Genomic DNA, 13,271 nt, shown 5'->3' with positions numbered 1-13,271 from the left:
GCCCGTGGCTATCCGAATACCGGTAAAACGCCTGTCGGGTGTGTATAGCTTCTATTTTGCGCTGCTGGGTATTTGGGTGCCCTATTGGGGGTTGTATCTAGCTGATATTGGCTTTGACGGTCGAACCATTGGGGTCGTCTTCGCCATCTCTTTCCTAGCGCGAATTCTCGGGCCGTATTTCGCGGCCTACTTCGCCGAGAAAACGGGGTCTCGAGTCCAAGTGATGCGTTGGCTGGCTTGGTTGAGCGCAGCGTCTGCGATACCTTTAGTTTACTCTAGCAATTTAACGGTTATTCTCGTTAGCGTAGCCCTCTACAGCTTTTTTTGGAACGCGATTTTACCAATTCTGGAAGCGTTGACGCTGGATTGGTTCAGTGAGGATCCCGCTCGCTACGGCCAAATTCGCATTTGGGGTTCAATTAGCTTCATTGCATTGGTGATGGGCTTGGGCGAACTCTTAGCTAACGGCTCAAGTGCCTCGGTCCCGGTGATTCTACTCGCAACTTTGGTTCTGTTGGGAGTGGCGCTAAGCTCGGTGCCCGAACCCTCCCGAACTATTGCTAAGCATAACGGTGAAGGATTTCGTGCTTCTCTTAAACAGCGCCACGTCATCGTCTTCTTTTTGACCGCTTTTCTCTTGCAGGTGTCTCACGGTGTCTACTACGCACTATTTTCATTGTTCTTAGAGGAAAATTCATTTTCGCGATCAGGTATTTCCTACCTGTGGGCTTTGGCTGTGGTTGCTGAGGTGCTGATGTTCTGGGGGATGACCAGGCTTTTCCACCGCTGGAAAATTTCGACAGCATTACCTATTTGTTTATTCTTATCGACGGTTCGATGGGTTGTTCTGGCCTACTGGGTGGTTGATCCTGCTTGGGTGGCACTTACTCAATTATTACATGCGTTTAGCTATGCCGCTCATCACGGAGCGAGCATGATTTGGTTAGCTCAAGTCATACCGGCCAAAGCTGCTGATAAAGCACAAGCCTTTTACGCCGCGATCTGTTTCGGTTTGGGCGGTGCTTTTGGTGCTTTGATCGGCGGTGAAATTTGGCTTTATTCTAACCTGGCTAGTTTTCTTTTCGCCGCCTGTTCATCGGCATTAGCGTTGATTTTATGGGTGCTATATATGCCCCGTCAGCCAGCTATAAACTAGCCAAATTATTCAAAACTTGCGACGCGCGTCAAAATCAGCGAAACTAAAATGAAAGTATTTCCAAAATAACAATAAAACGGTGTTTTTATGTTTTACCGATTCTCTATTATTGCGGCCATCTGTCTGGTTAGTGTCAACATCAATGCGCAGGCGGTTGATCAATGCGCTGTCATTCAATGTGACTGTACTGCAATTACCCAAGGCGAATGGCGTAGCGCTTGTGAAACGCGACAGCGTAGTATCAAAGCGCGCTGTAACGCGAGTGGCGGCGAGCGAATCTCAGCCTGTACGATTGCTGGTGCGGATGCTTGGCCACTAACGCTACAAACTGTTTCAGCCGAGCGAACTCCAACGTTCCAGCTTGAAGAAGACCCACTCGAGGATTGGATGGAAGAAGCGACTAGTCAGCTAGAAGCGCTAGATTTCCAAATGGCGAGCTCGCGAGAATGGACGGTTAGTAAGTTGGAGGAAGCGAGTTGGAGTCAAGCGGTTGTGAGTGCGGTAGCCTGGCGAGATCAGCTACGGAATGAATGGTGGCTTATCAGCAACTCACTTCGCGGCGAGGCTAAACTTGATGATGATCCGATCGATGAAGACCGAGTTGAGGAGCTTCTGTCAGATGTTGACTTACGTATCAATGAGCTAAGGCGTTTGCAGGAGGCTGTGAATAACCCGGGCGTCGAGGCGCTAGCGTTGATCAACGTGTTAACGTCAATGGAGATTGAGCAACTACAAATTAAGGCGCAACTCATTGCGATGACGGGGCGTGACGAAACTTCGGGCGAAGCCTGGCTAGAAGTGGCGAGTCTGAGTGAAGCGCTGTTCAAAAATGAAGGCTTGACGCCAAACGAGCAGCGTCGAACCGCAATTGATGCGGTAGCAGAGCACTATCAAGCTGCCACCGCTTTTGATCGGGCGGGCAATCAGCGTGCTGCCAACGCAGCCTATTCTCGCGCCGAAGAGATTAAGCGTAACCCGACAATTTTAGCGGAATAAGTTGCCGATTTATATTGTAGTATCGAGTTCTATCGAGATTTCAATATTACTCATCTAAACCAATCAGGCCGCTCAACGAGCGGCCTGATTGGTTTAAGCAATAAGCGTAGTTGGTGTTACCAGAATGCGCTTATCGATTAATCGATTGCCGGAATGTCCGCAATACCTTCATCACGATGCTCATTCAGACTACCGATAAATGCCTTCGCCGCATTAGAGAGCGTACGCGCTTTATGCCAGATTACGCCAAGGTTACGGGAAATTTCTACGTCGGTGAGCTCAAACTGAACTAAGTCATCGCTCATACAACGAGGCAGCACACTCCAGCCCATGCCAACGTTGACCAGCATCTTAATAGTTTCTAAGTAGTTGGTAGACATTGCCACGTGCAAAGGTACTTCACGCGATTCGAACAGATGCTTAACGATCCGTCCCGTGTAGGTGACGTCACCGGGTAAAATTGCAGGCCACTTTGACATCGATTCAATATTCAGTTCACCTACTTCAGCCAAGGCATGCTCTTTACCTACCACAAATACGAGGTCATCTCGCCAAATTGGGTAGGTGTTCAGATTCGAGTTAGTGGTGGGTGCTAGCGTCACGACTGCTAATTCCTGGCGCCCGGCAAGAACCTCTTCATAGGCTTTCTCTGAATCCATGAAAGCCATGTCTGGGGAAACCTTTGGGTAGCTTTTGGCGAAGTCCTTCAGCACGGGTGGTAAGCGGTGCAAGCCAACGTGATGACTCGTTGCCATTTTTAGCGGACCTTCAATTTCGCCGGTCATATCACGGAGTACACGACGTGCATCCATCACTTCCTTGAGAATGAGTTGCGCGCGCGGGAGGAGTACTCGACCACTTTCGGTTAGGCTGACACGGCGGTTAATGCGATCAAATAGACGAACATTCAACTGGTCTTCCAGTGATGCAATACGTTTTGATACAGCAGGTTGAGTGAGGTGCAATGATTCGGCTGCCTCGGAGAAAGAGCCAGTTTCTGCAACCCATAAAAAAGCTTTTAAACTTTGCGTGTCCATAACAATTCTCGAGCCTAGTGAAAAGAGATTACTTATTGTAATCGAACTGATACATAAGATGAATTTATTTTATCCGATCTGGTGCGTACACTCCATGTGTACAACAATTATTTGATTTAGGAGAGACAGGTGGCGGGATCTACCTTGTACGACAAATTGTGGGAGGTGCACTTAGTTCAAGAGCGCGCAGATGGCACAGCATTGATCTACATTGATCGCCATCTCCTCCATGAAGTAACTTCGCCGCAGGCTTTCGAAGGGCTGCGTATCGCCGGTCGTAAGCCGTGGCGAGTATCTGCCAATGTGGCTACACCGGACCATAACGTCCCGACGACCACTACGGAACGTCAGCTTGGCGTTGCGGGTATTCAAGATCCAGTGTCGAAAATCCAAGTGCAAACATTGGATGATAACTGTGATGAGTTCGGTATTACCGAGTTCAAGATTAACGATGCTAAGCAGGGTATTGTTCACGTTGTGGGTCCAGAGACCGGCGCAACACTGCCCGGTATGACCGTTGTGTGTGGTGATTCGCATACGTCGACTCACGGTGCATTGGGCGCGTTAGCTCATGGTATCGGTACCTCTGAAGTTGAGCATGTCTTGGCGACGCAGTGCCTAATTCAGCGTAAAATGAAGAACATGCGAGTTCGCGTTGAGGGCGATCTTCCTGCCTATATCACCGGTAAGGATATCGCTTTGGCGATTATCGCTAAAATTGGTACTGCAGGCGGTAATGGCTACGCCATTGAGTTTGCGGGTTCTGCGATTGAGCAGCTATCCATGGAAGGGCGAATGTCGCTGTGTAATATGGCTATTGAAGGCGGTGCTCGCGCAGGGCTAGTAGCGGTTGATGCGGTGACCTTGGATTATGTTAAGGGCCGAGAATATGCGCCCAAGGGCGATGCTTGGAATCAAGCACTTGGCTACTGGTCAACGCTGCACAGCGATAGCGATGCGGTATTCGATCACGAAGTCGTTCTTCAGGCTGCCGAGATCAAGCCTCAGGTTTCCTGGGGGACTTCCCCTGAAATGACGCTAGCGGTGGATCAAAACGTTCCCGATCCTGCGGCCGAGCAGGATAGCGTTAAACGCTCTTCTATTGAGCGGGCGTTAAGCTACATGGGCTTAAGTGCTAATCAAGCCATCACCTCCATCAACGTGGATAAAGTATTTATTGGTTCGTGCACTAACTCTCGAATTGAAGATTTACGTGAAGCGGCGAAGGTAGTTGAAGGGCGTCAGGTAGCCACCTCCGTTAAGGAAGCGCTAGTAGTACCTGGATCACAGCAAGTTAAGGCTCAGGCCGAAGCAGAAGGCCTGGACAAGATTTTCGTGGCGGCGGGGCTTCAGTGGCGCGAGCCAGGTTGTTCCATGTGCTTGGCAATGAATGCGGATAAGTTGGGCGCGGGTGAACACTGCGCCTCGACTTCCAATCGTAATTTCGAAGGTCGTCAGGGGTGGGGTGGTCGAACTCACCTCGTATCGCCTGCCATGGCCGCGGCAGCTTCGATTGCCGGTCATTTTGTTGACGTTCGTGAATTTATTAACACGGAGGTGTCAGCGTGAAGGCATTTACTCGTTTAAATGCGTTGGTTGCGCCAATGGACAGAGCCAACGTTGACACCGATATGATCATCCCCAAGCAGTTCCTGAAGTCGATCAAGCGGACTGGGTTCGGTAAGAACTTGTTTGATGAGCTTCGTTACTTAGATGAAGGTCAGCCCGATCAAGACTGTGCAGGAAGACCCCTCAATCCAGAATTCCCGTTGAACTTCGCCCGATATCAGGGCGCAGAAATTTTGTTGGCTCGTGAAAACTTCGGATGTGGTTCCTCACGAGAGCATGCGCCATGGGCATTAGAGGATTATGGCTTTCGCGTAGTGATTGCGCCAAGCTTTGCCGATATCTTCTATAATAACTGCTTTAAAAACGGCTTATTAGCCATTGTATTGCCGAGCGACGTCGTTGAGTCGCTGTTCAAAAAGCTCGCGGCTAACGAGGGCTTTAAGCTTGACGTGAACTTGACGGCAAAGACGGTGAGTACGACCGATGGCGAAAGCTTCGATTTTGAGATTGATGATTTTCGTCAGCACTGCTTGCTAAACGGCCTTGATGATATTGGTTTAACGCTTGAAGATCGCTCGGCAATTGCCGCCTTCGAAGCGCAACATTTACAGCGTTACCCATGGGTTGCGATAGATTAAGAGATGGTTATGAGTCAGCAAGTTTTAGTTCTCCCCGGTGACGGTATTGGCCCTGAGATAATGGGTGCAGCCCGAGCAGTATTTGAATTAGTTATCCAACAGCACAATTTGGATATTGAGTTGGTTGATGGGTTGTTAGGCGGTGCCGCTATTGAAGCTTCGGGTGAACCGTTACCTGAAGCCACATTAACCGCCGCGAAGGCGAGCGATGCTATTTTGCTAGGTGCTGTAGGGGGTCCTCAGTGGGATCACCTGCCCATGGCAAAGCGCCCAGAAAAGGGCTTGCTGGGCATTCGCTCTGAGCTTGAATTATTCGGTAATCTGCGTCCCGCGCTGTTATACCCGCAACTAGCCGATGCTTCCTCGCTGAAGCCGGAAATTGTCTCGGGCTTGGACCTATTGATTGTCCGTGAGCTAACGGGCGGGATCTACTTCGGTCAGCCACGCGGTGTACGCGAACTTGAAAATGGAGAGCGTGAGGGCTTCAACACCTACGTTTATCGCGAGTCTGAGATTCGTCGAATTGCGCATTTGGCCTTCAGCTTGGCGCAGCAACGCAATCGGAAATTGTGTTCAGTTGATAAGGCGAATGTACTGGAAGTTACGGTGTTGTGGCGTGAAGTGTTGAATGACATTGCACCGCAGTATCCAGATGTTGAACTTTCACATATGTATGTTGATAACGCGGCCATGCAGTTGGTCAAAGCACCTAAGCAATTTGACGTGATGGTCACGGGCAATATGTTTGGTGATATTTTGTCTGATGCCGCGGCGATGCTAACCGGTTCGATTGGTATGCTGCCGTCAGCATCATTGGATGAGCAGGGACGCGGTATGTATGAACCATGCCATGGCTCGGCTCCCGATATTGCTGGGCAAAACTTAGCGAATCCGCTGGCGACTATACTGTCAGTAGCGATGATGCTGCGCTACTCTCTTGGTGAGGCGCAGGTAGCAGATCAAATTGAAGCAGCCGTGGAGCGTGTTTTGGAAAGCGGTTTGCGCACTCCGGATATCTATTCTGATGGCTGCACAAAAATTGGCACGGTTGAAATGGGTCAAGCCGTCTGTAATGAATTGTCGAAGTAGGTATTACACGTGAAAGTAGGATTTGTAGGTTGGCGTGGCATGGTGGGCTCAGTATTACTGGAGCGCATGCTAGCGGAAGATGACTTCAAAGGTTTGCAGCCAGTATTCTTTACTACCTCAAATGTAGGTGGTGCTGCACCGGATGTGGGTGTTAGCTGTCCAGCTTTGGAAGACGCCTATAATATTGATGCGTTGTGTGCTCAGGAAGTGATTATTAGTTGTCAGGGTGGCGACTACACGAAGGCTGTGCAGGCAAAGTTGCGGGCAACGGGCTGGAATGGTTACTGGATTGATGCTGCCTCCTCATTACGAATGAGTGATGAGGCCGCTATTGTTCTGGATCCCATCAATCGTGGAGTGATTGACCAATCGCTAAACAGTGGTGTTAAGGACTTTATTGGCGGTAACTGTACCGTTTCGCTGATGTTGATGGCTGTCGGTGGACTCTTCAAAGAGGGCTTGGTTGAGTGGGGTTCTGCAATGACCTACCAGGCTGCGAGTGGCTCAGGTGCGAAGAATATGCGCGAGCTAATCCAACAGATGGGTTATCTGAAGGAAGCGGTAGCCGAGCCGTTGGCCAACCCAGCAAGCTCAATTTTGGATATTGATCGCCAGATCACGGCAGCACTCAACAGCGATGGCTATCCCAAAGCGCAATTTGGCTATCCTCTGGCAGGTAGCCTATTACCTTTCATTGATACTCAATTGGCTAACGGCCAGAGCCGAGAAGAGTGGAAGGCGCAATGTGAGACCAATAAAATACTAGCATCGAAGCAGGATATCCCGCTTGATGGTATCTGTGTCCGAGTTGGAGCAATGCGTTGTCACAGTCAGGGTTTGACGCTCAAGCTCAATCGCAACGTCCCGATGGATGACATTGAAGCCATTATCAAGGCAGCAACGCCCTGGTCAAAATGGATTGATAATCACCGCGATGCGAGTCTATCCGCGCTGACACCGGCTGCGGTAACCGGCGGTTTGGCTGTGCCAGTAGGACGAGTTCGCAAAATGAATATGGGGCCTGAATACCTCTCAGCGTTCACGGTGGGAGACCAGCTCTTATGGGGTGCAGCGGAGCCACTCCGACGGATGTTAGCGATTCTTCGTAGTTAAGCGAGTACGGAGACTCAGTTCTATCGATCAAAACCATCCTAGCGGTGGTTTTGTACTTTTAGCGCCTTTATTTACCTAAAACTGTTAATTTGTTCGCATTGGGTTCGTTAAAGGTTTAAAACTTCGAAGTTATCGCGATATACTCTTTTTAGTATAACTCCGTCTAGCTCTGCGTCATTAGCAATGAGATCGAGTTAAAAAAGCGATAAAGGATAATATAAATAATGCTGCGTAAAGTACTCGTTACTGCAACCGCTGTTGCTTCGTTAACTTCCTCACTGAGTTACTCACTCGGGTTGGGTGAGGTTACCTTGACCTCATCTCTCAATGAGCCATTGGCTGCGGAAATCCGCCTCATTGATGCTTCGTCATTTGATGCTGAAAGCCTTGTTGTTCGGCTCGCAGATCAGCGGGCTTTTGAATTAAGTCAGCTTGATCGCGCTCCATTTCTCTCTCGGCTGAATTTTCGCTTAGACGTTGAGCGTGGCGTGGTGGTGGTGAGTAGTGCAGATCCCGTTCGTGAGCCCTACCTTAGTTTTTTGGTTGAGGCGAAGTGGGCCTCAGGCAAGGTGTTGCGTGAATACACACTATTAATGGATCTACCAACCTTAGCGGGTCCAGCCGTAACGGCTCCAATTCAGCGTCCCACAGTGGTCGAACAATCGCGACGCTCGGAGCAGCCAGTGAACATCCCTGCGGCAACTCCAGCGGCGACCGTCGCAGTGCGCGAAAACCAGGCAGCGGATAAGGCGAACTCGAGCAGTGGTTATTTCGTTCGCGATGGTGACACGCTTTGGAGTATCGCTAAATCAATTAAACCGGCGGCGGACATCAGCGTTCAACAAATGATTGTGGCGCTGCAGCAAACGAATCCAGAAGCCTTTATTGATGGCGATATTAATCGTTTAATGCGCGGCGCAACCCTAGCGATTCCAAGTGAATCAGCGGTTCGTTCTATTTATCAAGATGATGCCGTATCTCAGGTTCGCTCGCAAACTGGTGCACAGGTATCCGGCCGTCTCAATGATGGTCAGACCGGTAGTTCAGTCGGTACTTTGTCAGTGACAGCTGGTGACGACGTAGAAAGCCAACTAGGTGAAGAACTCGATGGGCTGCGCAATGAAAATGATGAGTTACGTAGACAGCTTGAGAGCTTAGAAGAACAAAATCAGGTCATGTCGGAGCTGGTCGAGCTACGCTCTGAAGAGTTGGCGCGTATTCAAGCTGCAGCGAATCAAGCCGACGCGGTGAACACACTCAATGACGAGATTGTTGAGATGCCTGAGCCAGTGAGTGAATCCGCTTCGACTGAACCAAGCGCTGCCGTGACGGCTCCTGCAGAAACACCACAGGATGAATCACCCAAGCTCGTGCAAGCGCAGACTAATGATTCGCCCGCCTGGTATGCTCAGCCCATCTATCAGGGTATAGGGCTAGGTGGCTTAGCTTTAATACTGGGCGGATTCCTCTGGCGTCGACGTCAGCAAAACACCGACAGTAATTCGAATGAGCCGCTAGTTAATTCAGACGATGCAACGAAAGGCGGTGCGGTTCAAGAACTTCTTGCTGAAGCACGAAGAGAAGGCTTCAATGATGGCAAAGTAAGCCTCGATATCGATGACGATAAATTGGAATCGACGTTGGTTGACTACCTTGAGTCCGTGGATTCGACCTATGACGAAGAGTTGAATGCCGAATCTCCCATCGCTGCAGCGGAAGGGTACTTAGCATTCGATCAATTCGAACAGGCGCGTAATTTGCTTGAAGGTGCTCTTCAGAGAGATGCGTCGGACACCGCAGCGCGGTTAAAGTTACTCGAAGTTTTGGTATTACTGAATGATCAAGATGCCTTTGATGAGCAAGCGGATGTTCTTAATGTAGAAGGCGACGAGTCTGTACAGACTCAAATCGATGGTTTGCGGGCGAGTTTCGCGGCGGAAGAAGCCTCTAATGCGGATGATTTGCTGGTTGAGTCAGCAGAATCAGCCGAAGAGGCGATTGCAGCGAGTCACATGAACGACCAACACGACGACGTGCTGGATGAGTCTGACTTTGAGCTAGGTGATTTAGATTCCCTGTACGCCGATATGGAAACTTCACCAGCGGCTGATAGCGCCAACGATGAACTGACTACTGAAGCGGCCACTGAGGTCAATGCGGATTTTGAGCTCGATCTCGAGGATTTTGATCTTAGCGCGGAACGAACCACTACCGATTCGACTGAAGCGCCCGAGGTAGGTGAAAGCCCTTCAAGTAATGATGAGTTTGGCTTAGATGGTTACGATTCGCATGAAGTAGAGGCTGAAGTAGAGGCTGAAGTAGAGGCTGAAGTAGAGGCTGAAGTAGAGGCTGAAGTTGAAGCCGACGAAGTAGTTGAAGCTAATGTAGAGACTGAATTCGATGATGAGATCGGTCTCGAGATTGAAATAGAGTCTGAGTTAGACGAAGAAGCTATCGATGAATCGCTAACGATGGGCGAAGAGCTGAAGGCTGAAGATTTCGCTGAGCTTGAAGTTGTCTCTGAGGCTGAAGCGAGTAGGGAAGAACCGCTTAGCTTGGCAGAGAATGATGACGAAATAGTTAGCGAGAGTGAAGTCCTCCCAACGCCTTCCGTGGAAGATGAAGATGACTTGTCCGTCGCCGAGGGCTCCGGAGCAGCAGCGGTAGCGCTTGCGTTAGCGGCTGAGCCGACTACCGAGGGTGAATCTGAAGATGAAGAAGTTGAGATAACCGCAGAGGATCTAACGCTTGATTTGCCTGCTATTTTTGCGAGCGTTGAGTCCGATGATCAAGCGGCAGCCTCCTACTATGACGACATCGTTGAAGACGAGGCGGTGGCTTATTCAGATTCGGAAGCGCTAGATGGCAGTGAGTCTTTTGATGGCAATGAAGACGAGGCATTTGAAGCATCTTTTGTTAGTTTAAGTGATATCGAATCATCTGATTCCCTCGATTCAGCGGCAAGTTTAGATGACGTTGTTGAAGTTGAAGATACCAACATTCAAGCGTCTACCGAAACGGAATTACTTGCTCAATCGGAAGAAATTGACTGGACGACTGACGACGCCTACGTAACGGGTCTTGATGACGATACTTCTGACGCTGAGTTAGCCTCTTTAGTCGTCGACGATCTAAAGACTGAGTTCGAAGATGACATTGAGTTTAGTGGCGAGGCCATCGCGATTAAAGCGGGCTCAAATGACTTAAGTGATGAGCCAGTACTAGAACTTTCTGGGGATGACGATCGTGGGGTATTTGACGACACGTTAGCGACTTCCTCGGTGGACGAAATTGAGCCACTGTCGGAAACTGTTGCTGAGACAGAGCTGGCGATTGACTTGGACTCAATTGCCGAACTTGATGAAAGTGAACTTGAGGCCGTTGAAGACTTCGATTTTGACTCGAGTTTATCAGAGCTGGACGATCTTCTTGCGCCGATTGATAACGAAGCCGCTGAGGACCTTGGGGTGGAGGATCTCAGCGCAGAAATCGCGCTAGAATCAGCGACAGCTCCAGAAGCGGAGACAGCCCCAGAGTCGGAGGGCGCTATTGAGCTATTGGTAGACGATGCGGCATTAGACACTGCACCAGCTGGAGAGCTTGAAGAAGATGAACAGCCTGTTGAAGCTGTTTCCTCTGATGAAGTGATGGCTGCTGATGGCAACGATGCTGATGGCAACGATGCTGATAATGACGAGGGTATGGCTGACTTAGAGGCCGAGCTCAACGCACTCGATTCGTCGCTAGGTGAGGTTGAATTGGCTGGCGAGGCATTCGAATTTGTCGACCCGGCTGAGGAACAAGAGTCGGCGCAGCCTTCGGATGACGAGAATGCAGACTACGCCTTGTTAGGGGGTGCTGACGAGGCAGCTACCAAGCTTGACCTTGCTCGTGCCTACATCAATATGGAAGATATTGAGGGCGCCATGGAGCTGCTTGATGAAGTGATCGAAGAAGCTACCGATGAAGCATTAGTAGCTGAAGCCCGAGCAATGCGTGACGAGCTTTAAATTGTTTTAGAATACTAAAAACTTGTCTAATCTAAGAAAGCGGCTTTGGCCGCTTTTTTAATGAATGACTCGATATCGCGAGAGAGTGAATGTGCAAACGAATAAGCCCTTTGTTAAAGATACTAATCGTCGCTATGAGATCGTTGAGGGCGAGTCACGGTTAGCGTTATGTGTTGAATACGATGGTAGGTCTTTTAATGGCTATCAAATTCAACGCGGTCGCAGCGATAGAACGGTGCAGGGGCAGCTAGAGATTGCGCTATCCTCCATTGCCAATCATCCAGTGAACTCCCATTGTACCGGTCGTACTGACACGGGGGTCCATGCAACACGGCAAATCGTCCATTTCGACACGCCATCCATCCGACCCACTAAGGCTTGGGTCGAAGGCGTTAATAACCTATTACCTAATGATGTGGCCGTTCGCTGGGCAACGCCAGTTGATGAGCGTTTTCATGCGCGCCACAGTGCACTCTCTAGAACCTATCGCTACCTAATTAGCACTGCGGCAACTCGGCCTACTCATACTGCTGGTTTAGCAACTTGGGCGCGTAGACCGCTAAACCTCGAAGCGATGAATGAGGCTTGTCAGGCGCTTCTGGGCGAACAGGACTTCAGTTCGTTCCGTGGCGCAGGTTGTCAGTCTGTCAGTCCGATGCGAAATGTCACCGCCGCTCACTTTTCACGGCAAGGGCCGTTTATCGTTTTTGAAGTAACGGCGAATGCCTTTCTGCTGCATATGGTACGCAATTTTGTTGGCAGCTTAATGGCCGTGGGCTTCGAGCAGCGCGATCCGCATTGGATAGGTGAACTAATTCAGCTCAAAGATCGTAACAAAGCTGGAGTGACCGCAAAACCGGAAGGCTTGTATCTGGTCGATGTGGAATATCCTAGCTGGGTCAACTTACCAAGGGGCCCCATAGGGCCATTCCATCTTAGTTAGCGACTTATAATTAACAGTGCGATGAGCTAGCACAAACTGTTATCGTAAAGCGCGTCGTTTGCCGCTACGATAGGCTGCTAGGGAGAATCTATGCGCACGCTAGTAAAAATATGTGGTATTACTTCAGTTGCTGATGCAGTGGCGGCTCGAGAGAGTGGTGCTGACGCTATTGGCTTAGTTTTTTATGAGCCCAGTTCGCGCGCGATTCAAGCACCTTTAGCAACGCAAATATGTCACGCTGTAGGGCCCTTCGTAACAACGGTTGGTCTTTTTGTTAACGAGGAAGCCGACGTCATCCGAACCGTACTCGCGACGACGCCACTTCAGGTATTACAGTTTCACGGTGATGAAACAGCCGAATTTTGTGAACAATTTCAGCGGCCGTATCTTAAAGCCGTGCGCGTTCAATCTAGTCGCGATGTGGAGACGGCATTCGCCGACCATCCGCGCGCAATTGGCATTCTACTAGACACATACGTAAAGGGCGTAGCCGGAGGCACCGGTCGGCGTTTTAACTGGTCGCTAATTCCTGAGGACTTGCGATCCAAATGTATTGTTGCCGGCGGTTTGACTCCTGAAAATGTGTCAGAAGCCGTGCAGAGTATTCGCCCTCTTGGGGTGGATGTCAGTGGTGGCGTTGAAGCGTCACCCGGGGTGAAAGACCCCAAAGCCATGGCTCGTTTTTGTAAGGCGAGTGAACTACTAAAGTGAAGGAGACTA

Annotated in this window: 10 protein-coding genes; 9 read left to right on the top strand and 1 reads right to left on the bottom strand. The window is 50.0% G+C overall.

Going from position 1 to position 13,271, the window contains the following annotated elements:
- The first annotated feature begins 4 nt into the window (after nt 1-4).
- Entirely contained in the window at nt 5-1,156 is a 1,152-nt protein-coding gene (locus Q0698_RS03355; protein WP_298633730.1) for an MFS transporter, read from the top strand.
- Between the two features lie 87 nt (nt 1,157-1,243).
- Entirely contained in the window at nt 1,244-2,152 is a 909-nt protein-coding gene (locus Q0698_RS03350; RefSeq protein ID WP_298633728.1) for a hypothetical protein, read from the top strand.
- Nucleotides 2,153-2,289: 137 nt separating this feature from the next.
- Here the strand turns inward: Q0698_RS03350 and Q0698_RS03345 are convergent, their stop codons facing one another.
- On the bottom strand, nt 2,290-3,189 hold the full coding sequence (locus Q0698_RS03345) for a LysR family transcriptional regulator (RefSeq protein WP_298633726.1): 900 nt from the start codon (nt 3,187-3,189) through the stop codon (nt 2,290-2,292).
- Nucleotides 3,190-3,318: 129 nt separating this feature from the next.
- On the opposite strand from Q0698_RS03345, the gene leuC reads away from it, so the two are divergent.
- The 7 genes from leuC to Q0698_RS03310 all read left to right on the top strand — a co-directional run bounded on the left by leuC (nt 3,319) and on the right by Q0698_RS03310 (nt 13,262).
- Nucleotides 3,319-4,758, top strand: coding sequence for a 3-isopropylmalate dehydratase large subunit (gene leuC / locus Q0698_RS03340; RefSeq protein WP_298633724.1), 1,440 nt, complete (start codon nt 3,319-3,321; stop codon nt 4,756-4,758).
- The gene (gene leuD, locus Q0698_RS03335; RefSeq protein ID WP_298633722.1) at nt 4,755-5,396 is read left to right on the top strand and encodes a 3-isopropylmalate dehydratase small subunit; all 642 of its coding nucleotides are present in this window, start codon (nt 4,755-4,757) and stop codon (nt 5,394-5,396) included. The genes leuC and leuD overlap by 4 nt, the downstream gene beginning before the upstream one ends.
- Nucleotides 5,397-5,405: 9 nt before the next feature.
- Nucleotides 5,406-6,485 carry a 3-isopropylmalate dehydrogenase gene (leuB, locus tag Q0698_RS03330; protein ID WP_298633720.1) on the top strand — a complete coding sequence of 360 codons (1,080 nt, stop codon included), beginning with the start codon at nt 5,406-5,408 and terminating at the stop codon, nt 6,483-6,485.
- Between the two features lie 9 nt (nt 6,486-6,494).
- Entirely contained in the window at nt 6,495-7,598 is a 1,104-nt protein-coding gene (asd, locus tag Q0698_RS03325) for an aspartate-semialdehyde dehydrogenase (RefSeq protein ID WP_298633719.1), read from the top strand.
- Nucleotides 7,599-7,822: 224 nt separating this feature from the next.
- A complete protein-coding gene (locus Q0698_RS03320; RefSeq protein WP_298633717.1) occupies nt 7,823-11,608 on the top strand; it encodes a FimV/HubP family polar landmark protein in 3,786 nt (1,261 codons plus the stop codon).
- A gap of 91 nt (nt 11,609-11,699) precedes the next feature.
- Nucleotides 11,700-12,551 (top strand): tRNA pseudouridine(38-40) synthase TruA, encoded by an 852-nt coding sequence (gene truA, locus Q0698_RS03315; RefSeq protein WP_298633715.1) that lies wholly within the window; start codon nt 11,700-11,702, stop codon nt 12,549-12,551.
- A gap of 90 nt (nt 12,552-12,641) precedes the next feature.
- Complete coding sequence (locus Q0698_RS03310) at nt 12,642-13,262, top strand: phosphoribosylanthranilate isomerase (RefSeq protein WP_298633713.1); 621 nt, start codon at nt 12,642-12,644, stop codon at nt 13,260-13,262.
- Nucleotides 13,263-13,271 lie beyond the last annotated feature (9 nt).

It is taken from the genome of uncultured Umboniibacter sp. (assembly GCF_947497555.1).
Lineage (GTDB): Bacteria > Pseudomonadota > Gammaproteobacteria > Pseudomonadales > DSM-25080 > Umboniibacter.
This window is presented reverse-complemented; position numbering and strand designations above follow the sequence as displayed.